Origin of the sequence: Caproiciproducens lactatisolvens, assembly GCF_052443335.1 — a bacterium.
In the GTDB taxonomy this organism is placed as follows: domain Bacteria; phylum Bacillota; class Clostridia; order Oscillospirales; family Acutalibacteraceae; genus Caproiciproducens.
In genome coordinates this window covers 1,257,254-1,271,490 of the sequence record NZ_CP195750.1, presented here as the reverse complement: position 1 = coordinate 1,271,490, position 14,237 = coordinate 1,257,254, and the positions used below count along the sequence as shown (strand labels likewise).

The following is a 14,237-nucleotide window of genomic DNA, read 5'->3' as shown; positions in this document are numbered from 1 at the left end:
GCGCCTCCTTACAGTGCTAGGTCGGTGTTTTCGCTGATCAGCTTACGCAGGCGCAAAAACTCCGGGTCAACGGCATTGCGCGGCCGCGGCAGATCGATCTCGTAGACGTCCTTGACCGCCGCCGGACAGTTTGTCAGCAGGATAACCCGATCGGCCAAATACAGGGCTTCCTCTATATTGTTTGTCACGAAAATAACCGTGCGTTTTTCGGCTTCCCATATCCGCAGGACTTCGTCCTGCATGGCGTAGCGGGTCTGGGCATCCAGCTGGCCGAACGGCTCGTCCATCAGCAGGATTTCCGGATTGTTCGTATAGGCGCGGGCAATGCCCACCCGCTGCTTCATGCCGCCGGAAAGCTGATTGGGATAGCATTTCTCAAAACCCTGCAAGCCTACCAGATCGATGTATTTCTGTGCGATTTCCCGCCGGGTTTCTTTTTTCATGCCTTTTATCTTGAGACCGAACTCGACGTTTTCCATAACGGTTTTCCACGGCATCAGTGCCAGCTTCTGAAATACCATGCCGATTCGCTCGTCGCTGCCCCGTATTTCCTCTCCGTCCAGCAGGATGCGCCCTTCCACCGGTTTTTCCAGTCCGGCGATCATATTGAGCAGTACGGATTTCCCGCAGCGTCCGGGGCCCAGAATGACCAGGAATTCAGATTCTCTGACTTCCAGGGACACTCCGACAACCGCGTCAAAAACCCTGTTCTTGACGATATAGCTTTGGGAGATATTTTCCAGTTTCAGCTTGATTTTTTTGCTGTCCATGGCAAGATGATCCTTTCTAAGACTTGAATAATAACAGCCAGCAGCGCTCCCACCAGACCGATGCAGATCATTGAAAGCAGGCAAAGGGAATAATCTCCCGAATCCATGCCGCGGGTAATCAAAAAGCCCACGCCGGATTTTCCGCCCAGCATTTCAGCGGCCAACACCACCATCCAGCCCGCGCTGGTGGATGTCCGGATGCCCGCGAATATGGCGTCCAGCGAAGAGGGAATGGCGATTTCAAACAGCATCTGGCGCTGGCTGGCGTTAAAAATGCTCCCAACGTCCAAATACAGCTTCTGTACGTTGGCAATGCCAGCCTCTGTATTCACCACCACCGGCATCAGCGCGCCGACAAAAACGATCAGGATCTTCGGGAACTCGCCGGTTCCGAACCACATGGTCACCAGCGGTACCCAGGCCAGAGGAGGAACCGAGCGGAAGGCCGTAAACATCGGCCCTAACAGGGCGTTCGCCTTTTTGTTCCAGCCGATCAGTACGCCGAAGGAAATACCGATCAGCCAGGACACGCCCAACGCGATGAAAACGCGCTGGAGGCTTGCCCAGATATGGCCCATAAGGCTCAGGTTCTTAATGGGCTTTTGCAGAAACAGGGTAAATCTGTCGGCGATGTCCTTTGGCGAGGGAAAGTTGCTGCCTTCCGCGGAAGATGCCGCGAACCACAGGATCAGCAGCAGTGCAACGGATACGAACGGAAGTACGCTGTAAATTTGACTGCGCCGGCGTTCCCTGCGTTCATACTCGCTGCATACGATCGTTTCTTCCGTTTTTTTCATTTCTTCCACCCCAATACTTTGTATTCGATCCTGCCCAGCAGCGAGGTGAACAGAACCCCAATGGCGCCGATGACCACGATGCCGAGAATAATAATGTCGGGCCGGGCAAACTGACGGCCCTGCTGGATCATATAACCCAGGCCGGTACTCGCGGCCAGCATCTCCGCCGCTACGAGCGTGGCCCACGCATTGCCCAGCGCCACCCGTATACCGGCAAAGGTCATGGTCATGGCGGAAGGAATCCCGATTTTTCTGAAAATCGTGAAAGTAGAGGCGCCGCATGTTTTTGAAAAATTGATCAGCACGGGACTCGTCTGCCTGATCCCGGTGTAGGCGTTGATCACACAGGGAACGAAGGCCGAGAAGAAGACGATGAACGCTTTTGCTTTCAGGCCCACGCCCAGCCAAAGGATCGTGATCGGAATCCACGAAACGGGCGGGATCGGGCGCAGTATCTCAAAGATCGGGCGCATAAATTTGTCGAAGGCACGGAACCAGCCCATGAGCAGTCCAAGCGGTACACCGATGACGATCGCCAGTCCGAAACCTGTGAGCGCCACCTGCAGGCTGCTCAGGATATGCAGGCCCAGCGTCGCGCCGTCGGGATTGGGGTCCATCCATTTTTCAAAAAACAGTTCGATGACTCTGGACGGCATGGGCACGTACCGGCTGGGCAGCCAGCCTGCCGCGACCGCCACCTGCCATAGAATCAGGAATCCCAACACGCCGATAATGGAAAGCATCGTAAGCTGATAATCGCTGCGCCGCTTTTGATGCTGTACCAGCCGGACGCGTTCTTCGTCTGTCAGTCTGGCTGCTGCGTATTCTTTTTCACTCATATTCGTTCCTCCTTAAAGGCTTGTTACCGGTGGATTGACCAGCTACCGAAAAACGCCGCATAATGCCGGTGCTGAAATAAACGCTTATAGAATCTTCGGGATCGTCCGATTCAACCGGTTAAGGAGGCCGGGACGATCCCATAAGATCTTGCTGTTTTTCGGAAGGCACCTCTTTACGAAAGATATCCCAGCTGCGTCAGCGTATCCTTACAGGACTCGGCAATCGAGGAGTCGACGAGACCCTTGTCCAGAATGTTCTTACGGTCCGCCGCCGTATAGCTTCCCAGCCCGATAAAGAAATCCAGTGTTTCAAAAAGATAATTGGTAGCCTGAAGAACCTCTCCGGAGCCGGAACGGTCCGTCACTTTGGTCGTCATATCGGTATAGCTTTCCTTGACGGAGGGGCATTTGAAAATCTTCAATGCGCGCTCACAGATCGACTCGCTGGACGCCACGCCCTCATCCTCGCAGGACTGCACATAAAGTTCCACTGCCTTGGACATGTTTTCATCGCTCTCCTGGCACCATGCCGCGGTCATGTAATAGACCATCCAGGTCAGTTTGAGCAAATCTGCTTTGTTTTTAACGGCGTCCCCCGTCGCGCACAGACCGCAGACGTTGTTCAGGCCCATTTCGCTCATGTCCGTCACACGCACGAGTCCGCTGTCGTCCGCGTTGTACGCTACGGCGTTCCATGCGCAGACCGCATCACCCTGACCTGCCTTAAACGCAGTCAGACTACTGGTAACGTCCATACTGACAATATTCACGTCGTTGATGCTGGAACCGATGCTTTTCAGATAACTCGCGCACATGTACTGCAGGGTCGTTCCGCTGTTAAGGATGATGGTCTTGCCTTTCCACAGATCCGGATTCGCAGGATCCTTTGCAAGGTCGCTGTCCGGACGGACGAAAAGAGCGGTGTTCAATTCGTTGTCGCACAGCCCGATCATGTGGACGTCGTGGTTCTTCATGCCGTTCAGAACGCCGGGGCCGCCCACGTCGCACACATCCCAGTTTGAGCTTACCTCCATCATCGCCGGGCCGTTAATGAAGGATTCATATTCCACATCGATGTTCAATTCTTTGAAAAATCCCATTTTGTCGGCAATATAGAAGGGCATGCTGTGTGCGGAACCGGAAAAGAACCCGACCCGCAGGGTCGTGGGCTTGTCCAGCGGGGTAAGGCCGAAGGTGGTGCCGGATTTTTCCGTGCCCGCAGCGCTTCCCTCCGCACTTGAGGCCGCAGGGGACGTGGAGTCCGCGGTTCCGCCGCAGCCAGCCATCGTCGCGCAGATCATCGCAAGCGTAAGAAACAGTGCAAGTGCTCTTTTCATGTTTTTCATGTTTTTTTCCCCTTTCAATCATAAAATCTTCCCCGTAAAAAAATGTCGCCGCAATCTGAAAGATTAAATAGGGCAGAAGCCTCCGGCAAAAATGTCAGAAACAGACCGCACATCTGCAACAGCACGCAAAGTTCTGCATTATTTTCCATTTTTGCTTTAATTTGCGTGAACATCTGCTAAATATTTTACAATTTCAGTTGATTTTTGCGACACTTTCTTTTCGATACCCATCGATTTTCCTCATTACAAAGGTACCATTTCCCCTTGTATACTTCAAGAGATTTTCGTCAATTTTACATACGGTTTTACCCAAACGTTTTCATTCCCACTTATTTGCGGTTTTTACAGCCGATTTTTTGTGATATCTGTCAATCAAGTTGTACCTTTTGCATAATTTCTATAGAAAATTCCATGATAAGCTGAAAATTGTTTCTGCGTTTTTATTGTTTTTTGCGTATTTTTGTGCTATCTTTTTAAGCAAAGGAGCTGTTGTATATGACTTTAAAGGAAATTGCGGCTCAAGCTCATGTATCCATCTCAACCGTCTCCCGGGTACTTAACGCCTCATCGCCGAGCGCCGCCGGCAAAGAAATTCAGGACCGTATATGGAAAATTGCGCAGGCGGGCGGTTATATGCCCAACAGGGAAGCCCAGTCTCTGAAGAAGTCCGGCAAGACCCCGCCGCAGCCGGTAAGTTCCATCTACTGCCTCGTGGCCTGCTCTCCTGAGGAGGTGCGGAAAGATCCTTTTTTCACCCACGCCATCGCCAGTATCGAGCGCGAAGCCTTCCAAAACGGCTATACGCTGAAATACACCTTTTATTCGGGCGGAATCGAAAACGGCTCTACCGCTCAGTTTATGCAGGAGGCTTCCAGTGATCAGCTCATCATCATCGGGAGGTTTCAGTCTCAGCTGTACCAGCTTCTGAGCAAGCATTTCAAAAAGACCGTTTATCTTGGATGGAACGATCTGGACGTGAGATGCGACGGCATAATCTGCGACGGTTATCTGGCTTCCCAAGAGGCTGTACGTTATCTGTACAGCCTTGGACACCACCGCATCGGCTTTGTGGGAACGGATCGAAACGAGGCCCGCTTCCGGGGTTATCTGCACGGGCTGGAGCTGCTGGGCCTTGAGCGCAGCGAACGGAACATTGCCACAAATTCGGTGCTTTCCTTTGAATGCGGCTTCCGGGGTTTGGAGCGTCTTCTGGCGCAGGGTATGGACGCCACAGCGCTTTATTGCGCCAACGACAATACTGCCATCGGGGTACTGCAGGCCTGCAAGGGGCACGGTCTCCGGGTGCCGGAGGACCTTTCGGTAATGGGTGCGAACGACATCGAGACAGATCGGTATGTCTCGCCGATGCTCACAACCATCCATATCCCGTTGGACGAGATGGGAAAGATCGCGACACGCGTGCTCATCGACCGCATCAACGGCGGGCATTCCCTGCCTCTGAAGGTCATCGTGCCGTGCCACATCGTGCGGCGGGAAAGTTGTTCTGCTCCTCCCGCCGAGCCGCGTACTGTCGAAGGTCTTCCCCCGGGAGCAACAAGCTCCTGTGTGGAGCCAAGGCCATGAACGGAGTTAAAAAGCAGGAAAGGGATTTGAATCACAAAGGTTCAAATCCCTTTCCTTTATTCTGAATATGGAATATAATAAAAATTAATGGACAATCGGTAAACCGTACCCTGCTTCTACCCGATCGATCAAACAGGTAGGACAAGATTCAAAAGACAAGTTAACTTAGAAAGCAGTGAAAACTTGGACAGTTATCGGAAGCGGTATCGCAAAGATGAGACTTTCAAACGTTTCGGATATTTCGTTATGGGTGAGCGGTCGGGCGAGTGATTATCCCGTTTTATCCTTCTTTATAGCTAATGATGGGGGTCCCTACTTCTATATTTTCAAAAATCGTTTTCGCCAGATAGAACGGTGCATTGATGCATCCGTGAGTCCCGTTTCTTTTATAGATCTCTCCTCCAAAGGAATACCTCCAGCTGGCGTCGTGCAATCCTGTATTTCCGAAAAAAGGCATCCAGTAAGTGACATTGGCTTCATATCCCTGGCCGCTTAAGACGGCGCCTTCTTGTTTGTAATTGAGCATGTAAACCCCGGTTACAGTGGACCATCCCCTGTTGGGGTTTCCGGTTACCACGGAACCGCTGGCCAGAAGCTTTCCATCCAGATAAAACCACACATGCTGTTTCGTTATGTTGATTTCCAAATAGGTATCGCCGATTTCATCTTCCCCTCTGGATAAAGCCCTTTGGACATAGACCGGTTCTTTTTCCACTACCTCGCCGCGTGTTATATTTTCCAACAGCGCTTCCGCTTCGGCATCCCGGTCGATTTTCCATCCGTAAAGACCGCCTTTCACCGTAACGGTTTTCCCCACAGATGTTTTGAAGTTTCTTGCCGCTCCGACCGTATCGTATTTTCTGCTCAATTCATTTACATACTTTTGAACTGCGGCTTTATTGATTACAACCTCTAAATCTTCGCTGACAGTAAGCCATTTATGGATGGCATCCCCATTCACTGTTTCCTTTTTACCGTCGAATTGATAAGTAATATTGGCTGATACATACCTGTTCAGCAGGTTCTCTACTATGTGCGTTTTATAAGAGCTCAAGGTATATTTTGGCTCTTTGTAGCAATACGCTTCCTCTAAATTTAAATTTGTTTCTCCCCTCTCAATACTCGTCTTTATGGCTTTGTTCAATTGATCCTGAATGATTGTATTTCCATATACTTCTTTAACCGCCTCGTATAACCCGTTGGAATACTAAAAACTGACATTTTGCGGTTCCGCGGCAGTCCTATTGAAACAATTCAGCTGGTCAATTTTATTTTTTAGAAGGTCCTGATTGTAAATGTATAAATCACTGATCGTATATTTTTTACCTTCGAATAACGAGCCCATCCATTGAAACGGTCTTTGCAGAGGATAAATTTCGGAAATCCCGACTTTTTCATGATACTGCAAGTCTATATCGCGTCCTGCTATCTTCTCTGTTTCCCCATTTCTTTCCGTTAACTGCAGTTCGTAGCCTTTCATATAGTCTCTTATCGCCTGATTTGCAGTGCCGTACGCTTTTAATGAGACATTCGCTCCATTTATTTCCGTATTGAAAAAGAAATGACTGCAGAAGTACAGCGAAATCAATGAATAGATCAATGCAACGGAAGCGGCCGAAATGGCGATATTTGCCACAAGTCCGCTTTTCAGAAGCTTTTTTATATCAATATGTCTCATATGGCTCTATCCCTACCATCACATCTATAATCAATCCTATCATATGTGCGCATTTTTGCTTTTAAAACTCTAATACCGCGGTTAACTTCTTTTGCGTTTACAGATTTTAGCTGATATAATACTTAACAAGTACGTTATTTATAAAATGCAAAGGAAGGATTCCATCATGATTTTATCGGATAAAACCATTATTAAAATGTTAAAAGAAAAAACATTATTGATAGAACCGATCGGGGAAGAGCAAATACAGCCCGCAAGCGTAGATATCCGCCTTGGAAACACATTCAGTATTGTGGAAGACTCACCCGACGGAATCATTACCTTACAAAATGAAATCAGATATAAAACCATTCAAACGGATAAATATCTTCTTCTCCCCGGGCAGTTTGTCCTTGCCACTACATTGGAGTATTTTGTAATGCCCGATAATCTGACCGCATTTGTTGAGGGAAGAAGTTCCCTTGGAAGATTGGGCCTGTTTATCCAAAACGCCGGATGGGTGGACCCTGGATTTGAGGGAGAAATCACTCTTGAATTATTTAATGCGAACCGCTGTGCGATCGAACTGCAGTCCGGCTGGAGAGTGGGACAGCTTGTATTTGCCCAAATGGATGATATTGCCCTCAAGCCCTATCAGGGGAAATATCAGGGGCAAAAAGGTGCCACAGGTTCAAGAGTGTTTATGGATAAAGAAAAAAGTGACATTTCCGTTCTTTAAAGCAGGCAGAAGCAAATCGGGAAGCCGGATTTATAAGTGGTCTATTGAATCAAGGGGACAAGTCCATGTCAAACAAATCAAATTGGATTTACAATAAGCTGCTGGAATACTATGGAGATCTCGGCTGGTGGCCGGGGAATTCCTATGAAATTATGGCCGGGGCCGTTTTGGTTCAGAATACGGCGTGCGGTGGCTGTCCATTTATAAACGAATGTGATTTTCCGAAACGGCAAAAAAACATGCCTTTGCAGTAATAAATCCTGTAGCCAAAACACGTTGATAGGCTGCACAAAATGAGCAGCTATAGGGAAACCGTACTGTTTCTATAACACGCAAATAAACAGAATTCTTGTGTCAACAAGAAGCCGTCACAGAAAGAAGGTCATGCTGCAATGGTAATATACTATAGCTCAACTGGTAATTCAAAGCATGTTGCTATAAAACTGCACGAAACATTTCAAGGGGATCTGGTGGATGTTTGTGAGTTTGAAGAGCCTGCCGTATTTTACTTAGAAGATGGGGAGCCTCTATTTCTGACGACGTTTAATTGTTTTTGGGGGATTTCAGACCGGATGGAAACATTCATCCGAAAAAGTGAATTTATGAACGTCAGTAAAATAGTCGTTATTATCACATGCGGCGGATATTTAGGCGGAGGAGACGCCGCGATAGAAAAGCTTTTTTTAGAAAAAGGACTTCCTAAACCAACCGTCTACTCCCTCGTCATGGTCACAAACTATTCGATACTGCATGACATACCATCCTTGGAGACGCAGAAAAAGAAATTGATTCATGCAGAAAAAGTCCTTCATAAGATCATTCAAGGGACACAAAAACCCTATCGGAGCAACTGGCTCATACGCCGATTAACGCCCGGCATTCACACTTATTATGAGAAAGCCCGAAGCACTTCCCCCTTTACTGTGAACCATTCCTGCATTCGTTGTGGGCTGTGTGTGAAGAACTGTCCGGTTCATGCGATAGAAATGAAAGAAAACAAGCCGTTTTGGGTGCTCCTGAAATGCGATAATTGCCTGCGTTGTCTTCATCATTGTCCGGTTGCGGCAATCAACTATAGAGATTCCACCCGGAATCGTCTGAGATATACTTACGAGTCTTGCCTGCAGAGGCTTTTATAAATTTTAATTTATCCGTCTGATTATGAGCATATTGTGATGGTGAGATAATAAAAATCAGCTGCTCAAGTTGATGGATCATTGCAAAGGCACATCAAAATGAGATGCAAAATTATAGAAGAACGTATGATACAGCACCATTGCAAAATGGGAAACCGATAGATTGCGTCAGTTTCCCATTTCTTTTTATTGGTGCATTTAGCGGCGCCGGAATCATAGCGGGTTTTTGAAAACGCTGCTAAGCAGTTTCCCGTCATGTTGCGAAATTGTTCCAAACGGAACTTTCCGTACGAAATCCTTGCGTTTCGTTATACGGAATAGAAATTTCGGCATGGTCGCCCAGCGTATAGATCACAGTGAAACTCACAACTATTCCGTCCTTTTTGAAATAGAGTTCGGACTGGTCCAAACTGTCCTTTAAAACCTGCGGTGTAAAATATGTCTGAAGTTCTTTGGAAAGCTGCTTTTTTACGGCCGCGTCCGCCGCTTTGTACAAGGCGCCATTATTCACAATCAGGTCCTGTTCCATAACGGCCTTTTCCGCTTTCAGATCATAATTCACTGTGCGAAGCGACCGGAACGTATGCGTATTGTCTTTTGTCAGGAAAGAAGTCTCAAACACCGCGCTGACAAAATCTTTTGAACTAAATTCCACACGTCCGGCTGTTTCGGCCGTGATACCCGTCGATTTACTATCCGCCTTTACGTTGTCCATAGTACTGAGAGCTTCCTTTTTCATCTGCGAATCGACTCCGGCATATCTGTTTCCTTCAAATTGCGGGTATTCTGCTCTGATCTCCGTATCGCCTTTTTTGTATTCCGCAGAAATCGTAGACGGCGCCACCCCGAAAGGTATGGCGGAAGAAACGCCGGAAACCGTACCGCCGTTTTTTGACGGGACCTGTACGGCAGAACCGGAACTTTCCGATATCTGAGAGGAACCTGCGGCATCGGAGCCGGACTCCTGTGAACTTTTCGGTGCGCTCTGTGCGGTGGGTATCGCGCGGATTTCCGAGCCGCATCCGGCAAGCGCAGTCAGTATCGCCATTCCGATACAAAAAGCCATCCATTTTTTCATAAATCAGTGCCCCTTTTTAATAATGCAAGTTTGATTTTGCTTGTTCCATTATAGACTTCGTTTCCAAAAGTTTCCAGTTACAGATAAGTAATTATGGTTACAAGGGTCCGATATTGTCAAGGCAACCCGAATGCGGACTTTCCATGGGGCAGAAAGCATATGTAAATTCTTTATGAAGCGTTAATTGAGGGATTGTAATGCTAACTAAAAAAGTTAAAAACGTTTTAAGCCCGGCTCTCATCGTGATACAATATTTAATCTTCATGGGCTGCTGTCTCGCTTACGAAAAGCAGCAGGGTTTATTGATTCGTTTGCCCGAGATAACAGCGCTGAATATTGGAAAAAGGGCTTTACATGATTCTATAAGTTTATTCCCTGTGATCGTGCTACTAATCATTACGCTTTTTAAGGATAAATCATTAAACAATTTAGGAATTACCTTAAAAAGGCCCTTGCTTATCATTGCGTTGTTCTCAATATACCTAATTATGTTTTTTCTCAATGGTGACTTTTCGATGAAAGGGTATTATTCGGCCTTTTTTCTATTTGATTATTGTCGCATTTTCGGAGGAATTAATTTTCAGAGGATATTTATTTTCGAAAATAGAGGAGGAAATGGGATTCTGGATAGCCGCAATTATAAGCGGTGTCCTTTTCGGTGCAGCACATTCGTTGGTGCCAGCTATTCTGTATGATTTTACCCTGGGACAATTAATAAGATCAATTTTATCGAATTTATTAGGTCAAGGGATATTGATAAGCGGAGTTTTCGCTCTATTATATAAAAAGAGCCATACTTTGTTTGTCCCGGTCTTAATTCATGCTGTTTTGGATTATTCCAGTATCTTATTTATAAAATGACATTTCGGTTATGGGCATATTTTTGATATACTGATTTTCAATCGTACTATTAAGGGGTTTAACATGTGGGAATATACAACAGTGACTTTCAACAGCCTCTTTGACACGGTGAAAAGCTTAAAGAGGAAAAGCGATGCGGTGCTGGAACGGTACGGCAAAGACGGCTGGGAACTTGTGAACTTTCAATGTGCCGGCGGTCTGGGTTCTATGATGATCTTTGTGTTGAAGAGAGAAAAGAAATAAAAGGACACAATAGAAAACTGACCTCAATTAAGAACAAAGGAGAGCAAAACCATGGAGAGCAAAATTGCAAACACAGTCAACCTTCGTTACTCCCCCGTAGCCGTTCTTTTTTCCGACAGCAAGCCGGAAGGCGCCCTGCAATTCGCACAGGGGCGTCACGGCTGCGTGGCGGCAATGCTGATGTCCGCGGCGAAAGGAAGAGCCGCCGCTTTTGACCGTCAGACATTCGGCTGTCTGGGCGGGGGGACCGGCCTTGGCTTCGGCAATCAATACACCAAATTTCCCGGCGGAATCGAGTATTACCTTTCGACGGGCAATCAGGAGTTTGCCCGCAGCGAGACCGCCAAAAATTTTCATACCTCCACCCCGCTGGATATAGGGGAAAGATATTATAAGACCCCGGAGCTGGCAAAAAAGTTCATCGATTCCCTGCCTATGACGGACGTCCCGACCGAATACGTCCTGTTTCAGCCGCTGGAACAGGTGGACGGGAACGAAACGCCCGAAGACATCGTATTCCTGGCAAATCCGGACCAGCTTTCCGCGCTGATCGTCCTGGCCAACTACGACAGGGAAGCCGGAGAAACGCAAACCGTGATCGCCCCCTTCGGCGCCGGATGCCACAGCGTGTGCATTCTGCCGTTTGCCCAGGCAAAAAAGGAACATCCCAGCGCAATTATCGGCATGACGGATATCTCTGCGAGAAAATACATCGATAAGGACCTGCTCTCTTTTGCCGTCCCCTATCAGATGTTCTTACAAATGGAAAATAACGTGGAGGGCAGTTTCTTGCAGGGAGCGACCTGGGCCAAGGTATTGGAGAGAAACCAATAACACAGATCATTCTATCTACAGACAGGCGGCGGACAGGATTTTATCCTGCCCGCCGCTTTCCTTTTATGCTTATTCGCTTTTTGTGCCGGTATAGATGAGAACCGCGTCACGCAGAAACGCGGCCAGCCCCGGCTGGTGCTTGTCATAATAGGCGGTGAAGCGCGGATCGTCCACATACATCTGCGCGACCCCGGCGTGCGCTTCCCTGCTGTAGCTGTCCCAATAGAAGGTCAGCCACTGACGGTGCAGGTCCGCCGCCCGCTGCGCAAGCTCCCCGGCGGGGTCCCCCGTCCGGTAGGCGCTGAGAAGCGTCTGCATAATTTCCTCACCCAGGGCGGTAACCCGGCCGTACTCTTCCCGCGTCATATTCTTCAGCTTTCGGTTGCTTCTGTCTACCGCTTCTTCTCCGTACTTCTCACGGATTTCCGCTCCATATTTCCGTTCGTTTTCGTCAACGAGCTTCTGCTTAAAGCCTTCAAATTTTTCCTGATCGGCCATATCTGTCTCTCCTTTCGCGTAAGCCAGTGTTTTTTCCACATTGGCGATGAGCGCGTCGAGCCGCGCCCTTTTGGCAAGGAGCTTCTCACGGTGGGAACTCAGCGCGTCCTTCACGGCAAAATCCGGTGCGCTGAGGATCTTCCCTATTTCCTCCAGGCTGACGTCCAGCTCACGGTAAAACAGGATCTGCTGCAGGCGGTCGACCTGATCCTGCCCGTAGATACGGTATCCGGATGAGTTGATCCTCGCCGGCTTGAGAAGATTGATCTCATCATAGTACCGCAGCGTACGTGTGCTGACACCCGACAGCCGCGCCAGCTTCTGAATCGTGTATTCCATGAAATCCCCTCCCTGCAAAAAGATCATACACCTTTCCGTTACGTCAATGTCAATAGCCTGTTTTTTTCAATCGATTTTTTATTTTTGCTTTTACCGCTGTGTTCTTTTTTGGGCAGGAATACGCCGGAATTTCCTCTCATATACTGGTAGAAAGCGGTTCTGTGCAAAGAAAGGACAGCCGCTTACCGCCATTTTATAAGGAAAAGGTGTGATGGATTTGGTGATACATATCGTGCGGCAGGGGGACAGCATCTATTCCCTCTCCAGACGCTACGGCGTTTCCATACAGAAAATCATTGCCGACAACAGCCTGGAAAATACGGAACGGCTGATGATTGGGCAGGCGATTGTGGTGGACGCGGACAGTGTCGACCACACCGTGGCTTCCGGAGAGTCGCTGTATTCCATTGCCCGGCGCTACGACACCACGGTGTTCCGCATTCTGAGCGCGAATCCCTCTATCACCGACCCCTCCAGAATCCGGGCAGGCCAGGTCATTACGATTCCCCTTTCCACCGAAAAGCTGGGAACCATCGATGTAAACGGATACGCTTTCCCCAACATCAATACCACTACGCTCGAAAACACCCTGCCCCATCTCACCTACCTCAGCATTTTCAGCTATCAGGTCCGTCCGGACGGCAGTCTGGCCCCCATACAAGATACCCCGCTGATTCAGGCCGCGTGGAATCAGAATGTCGGTCCCATGATGGTCATTACCAACATTCAGGAGGGAGCCAGCTTTAACAGTGATCTGGCCCATACCATTCTGGCGAATCCGGATATTCAGAATACCCTTTTGGAAAATATCGTAAGGACGCTGAACGCAAAACAATATTACGGGCTGGATATCGATTTTGAATATATCTTTCCAAATGATAAGAACAACTATAACAGCTTTATCAAAAAGGTCGTCGACAGGCTGCGTCCGCTGGGCTATATCGTTACCACCGCTCTCGCGCCGAAAACCAGCGAGGGACAGACGGGGCTGCTGTACGAGGCGCACGACTATGCCGCGCACGGCACCCTGGTGGACCACGTCATCCTGATGACCTACGAATGGGGCTACACCTATGGGCCGCCCCGCGCGGTCGCCCCGGTCAATCTGGTGGAGAACGTGCTGCAATACGCCGTCTCCGTCATTCCCAGCAAGAAGATCCTGATGGGGATTCCCAATTACGGCTACGACTGGACGCTGCCCTTCGTTCAGGGCAGCGCCGCCCGCTCCCTGACCAACCCCGGCGCCGTCAGCCTCGCGTCCAGAGTAGGCGCGCAGATCATGTTCGACGAGGAGGCACAGTCCCCCTTCTTCAATTACTATGAAAACGGAAAACAGCACGTCGTCTGGTTCGAGGATGCCCGAAGCATTCAGGCAAAGCTCAGGCTGGTGGATCAATACAATCTGGGCGGTGTCAGCTACTGGACCATCAACAGTTTCTTCCCCCAGAACTGGATCGTGCTGAACTCCATGTACAATGTCAGAAAAGTAAGATAAGCAGAAAGAAGGGCTTGAGCG

16 protein-coding genes and 1 pseudogene are annotated in these 14,237 nt (G+C 48.7%); 9 read left to right on the top strand and 8 right to left on the bottom strand.

All coding sequences use genetic code 11. The features are described from left to right. Positions 1–8: 8 nt before the first annotated feature. The 4 genes from ACRQV7_RS06205 to ACRQV7_RS06190 all read right to left on the bottom strand — a co-directional run bounded on the left by ACRQV7_RS06205 (position 9) and on the right by ACRQV7_RS06190 (position 3,752). Positions 9–770, bottom strand: a complete 762-nt coding sequence (locus ACRQV7_RS06205; protein ID WP_444659846.1) for an ABC transporter ATP-binding protein — start codon at positions 768–770, stop codon at positions 9–11. After that, positions 746–1,567, bottom strand: a complete 822-nt coding sequence (locus ACRQV7_RS06200; RefSeq protein ID WP_444659845.1) for an ABC transporter permease — start codon at positions 1,565–1,567, stop codon at positions 746–748. Before ACRQV7_RS06200 ends, ACRQV7_RS06205 begins: the two co-directional genes overlap by 25 nt. After that, positions 1,564–2,406: an ABC transporter permease gene (locus ACRQV7_RS06195; protein WP_444659844.1), complete on the bottom strand. Its 843-nt coding sequence runs from the start codon at positions 2,404–2,406 to the stop codon at positions 1,564–1,566. The genes ACRQV7_RS06200 and ACRQV7_RS06195 overlap by 4 nt, the downstream gene beginning before the upstream one ends. A 173-nt stretch (positions 2,407–2,579) precedes the next feature. Then, the gene (locus tag ACRQV7_RS06190) at positions 2,580–3,752 is read right to left on the bottom strand and encodes an ABC transporter substrate-binding protein (RefSeq protein WP_444659843.1); all 1,173 of its coding nucleotides are present in this window, start codon (positions 3,750–3,752) and stop codon (positions 2,580–2,582) included. A 495-nt stretch (positions 3,753–4,247) separates the two neighbouring features. Here ACRQV7_RS06190 and ACRQV7_RS06185 point away from each other — a divergent pair. Further along, a pseudogene (locus ACRQV7_RS06185) lies at positions 4,248–4,382 on the top strand (LacI family DNA-binding transcriptional regulator); the annotation flags it as partial. A gap of 3 nt (positions 4,383–4,385) precedes the next feature. Then, positions 4,386–5,336: a substrate-binding domain-containing protein gene (locus ACRQV7_RS06180; protein ID WP_444660238.1), complete on the top strand. Its 951-nt coding sequence runs from the start codon at positions 4,386–4,388 to the stop codon at positions 5,334–5,336. 280 nt (positions 5,337–5,616) lie between these two features. On the opposite strand, the gene ACRQV7_RS06175 is transcribed toward ACRQV7_RS06180, so the two are convergent. Both ACRQV7_RS06175 and ACRQV7_RS06170 read right to left on the bottom strand, forming a co-directional pair. Next, positions 5,617–6,480 (bottom strand): L,D-transpeptidase family protein, encoded by an 864-nt coding sequence (locus ACRQV7_RS06175; RefSeq protein WP_444659842.1) that lies wholly within the window; start codon positions 6,478–6,480, stop codon positions 5,617–5,619. A gap of 63 nt (positions 6,481–6,543) precedes the next feature. Next, positions 6,544–7,014 carry a hypothetical protein gene (locus tag ACRQV7_RS06170; protein ID WP_444659841.1) on the bottom strand — a complete coding sequence of 157 codons (471 nt, stop codon included), beginning with the start codon at positions 7,012–7,014 and terminating at the stop codon, positions 6,544–6,546. Between the two features lie 166 nt (positions 7,015–7,180). On the opposite strand from ACRQV7_RS06170, the gene dcd reads away from it, so the two are divergent. Together dcd and ACRQV7_RS06160 are read left to right on the top strand one after the other, a co-directional pair. Continuing rightward, positions 7,181–7,732 (top strand): dCTP deaminase, encoded by a 552-nt coding sequence (dcd, locus tag ACRQV7_RS06165; RefSeq protein ID WP_444659840.1) that lies wholly within the window; start codon positions 7,181–7,183, stop codon positions 7,730–7,732. A 392-nt stretch (positions 7,733–8,124) separates the two neighbouring features. Next, positions 8,125–8,871: an EFR1 family ferrodoxin gene (locus tag ACRQV7_RS06160; RefSeq protein ID WP_444659839.1), complete on the top strand. Its 747-nt coding sequence runs from the start codon at positions 8,125–8,127 to the stop codon at positions 8,869–8,871. Between the two features lie 250 nt (positions 8,872–9,121). Here the strand turns inward: ACRQV7_RS06160 and ACRQV7_RS06155 are convergent, their stop codons facing one another. Continuing rightward, positions 9,122–9,946, bottom strand: coding sequence for a hypothetical protein (locus tag ACRQV7_RS06155; RefSeq protein ID WP_444659838.1), 825 nt, complete (start codon positions 9,944–9,946; stop codon positions 9,122–9,124). A 197-nt stretch (positions 9,947–10,143) separates the two neighbouring features. On the opposite strand from ACRQV7_RS06155, the gene ACRQV7_RS06150 reads away from it, so the two are divergent. The 4 genes from ACRQV7_RS06150 (at position 10,144) to ACRQV7_RS06135 (ending at position 11,884) form a co-directional block, all read left to right on the top strand. Next, positions 10,144–10,641 carry a hypothetical protein gene (locus ACRQV7_RS06150; protein WP_444660309.1) on the top strand — a complete coding sequence of 166 codons (498 nt, stop codon included), beginning with the start codon at positions 10,144–10,146 and terminating at the stop codon, positions 10,639–10,641. Continuing rightward, positions 10,523–10,807 carry a CPBP family glutamic-type intramembrane protease gene (locus tag ACRQV7_RS06145; RefSeq protein ID WP_444660236.1) on the top strand — a complete coding sequence of 95 codons (285 nt, stop codon included), beginning with the start codon at positions 10,523–10,525 and terminating at the stop codon, positions 10,805–10,807. The genes ACRQV7_RS06150 and ACRQV7_RS06145 overlap by 119 nt, the downstream gene beginning before the upstream one ends. Positions 10,808–10,870: 63 nt before the next feature. After that, positions 10,871–11,050 (top strand): DUF4177 domain-containing protein, encoded by a 180-nt coding sequence (locus tag ACRQV7_RS06140; RefSeq protein ID WP_444659837.1) that lies wholly within the window; start codon positions 10,871–10,873, stop codon positions 11,048–11,050. Between the two features lie 51 nt (positions 11,051–11,101). Further along, a complete protein-coding gene (locus ACRQV7_RS06135) occupies positions 11,102–11,884 on the top strand; it encodes a DUF169 domain-containing protein (protein WP_444659836.1) in 783 nt (260 codons plus the stop codon). 69 nt (positions 11,885–11,953) lie between these two features. On the opposite strand, the gene ACRQV7_RS06130 is transcribed toward ACRQV7_RS06135, so the two are convergent. Continuing rightward, entirely contained in the window at positions 11,954–12,721 is a 768-nt protein-coding gene (locus ACRQV7_RS06130; RefSeq protein ID WP_444659835.1) for a MerR family transcriptional regulator, read from the bottom strand. Between the two features lie 217 nt (positions 12,722–12,938). Here ACRQV7_RS06130 and ACRQV7_RS06125 point away from each other — a divergent pair, with 217 nt between their 5' ends. Further along, the gene (locus ACRQV7_RS06125; protein WP_275714319.1) at positions 12,939–14,216 is read left to right on the top strand and encodes a glycosyl hydrolase family 18 protein; all 1,278 of its coding nucleotides are present in this window, start codon (positions 12,939–12,941) and stop codon (positions 14,214–14,216) included. Positions 14,217–14,237: the final 21 nt, after the last annotated feature.

Coding starts and splice junctions, on each gene's coding strand:
- ACRQV7_RS06205 (WP_444659846.1), bottom strand. CDS start 770: ATGGACAGCAAAAAAATCAAGCTGAAACTGGAAAATATCTCCCAAAGC.
- ACRQV7_RS06200 (WP_444659845.1), bottom strand. CDS start 1,567: ATGAAAAAAACGGAAGAAACGATCGTATGCAGCGAGTATGAACGCAGG.
- ACRQV7_RS06195 (WP_444659844.1), bottom strand. CDS start 2,406: ATGAGTGAAAAAGAATACGCAGCAGCCAGACTGACAGACGAAGAACGC.
- ACRQV7_RS06190 (WP_444659843.1), bottom strand. CDS start 3,752: ATGAAAAACATGAAAAGAGCACTTGCACTGTTTCTTACGCTTGCGATG.
- ACRQV7_RS06180 (WP_444660238.1), top strand. CDS start 4,386: ATGCCCAACAGGGAAGCCCAGTCTCTGAAGAAGTCCGGCAAGACCCCG.
- ACRQV7_RS06170 (WP_444659841.1), bottom strand. CDS start 7,014: ATGAGACATATTGATATAAAAAAGCTTCTGAAAAGCGGACTTGTGGCA.
- dcd (WP_444659840.1), top strand. CDS start 7,181: ATGATTTTATCGGATAAAACCATTATTAAAATGTTAAAAGAAAAAACA.
- ACRQV7_RS06160 (WP_444659839.1), top strand. CDS start 8,125: ATGGTAATATACTATAGCTCAACTGGTAATTCAAAGCATGTTGCTATA.
- ACRQV7_RS06155 (WP_444659838.1), bottom strand. CDS start 9,946: ATGAAAAAATGGATGGCTTTTTGTATCGGAATGGCGATACTGACTGCG.
- ACRQV7_RS06150 (WP_444660309.1), top strand. CDS start 10,144: ATGCTAACTAAAAAAGTTAAAAACGTTTTAAGCCCGGCTCTCATCGTG.
- ACRQV7_RS06140 (WP_444659837.1), top strand. CDS start 10,871: ATGTGGGAATATACAACAGTGACTTTCAACAGCCTCTTTGACACGGTG.
- ACRQV7_RS06135 (WP_444659836.1), top strand. CDS start 11,102: ATGGAGAGCAAAATTGCAAACACAGTCAACCTTCGTTACTCCCCCGTA.
- ACRQV7_RS06130 (WP_444659835.1), bottom strand. CDS start 12,721: ATGGAATACACGATTCAGAAGCTGGCGCGGCTGTCGGGTGTCAGCACA.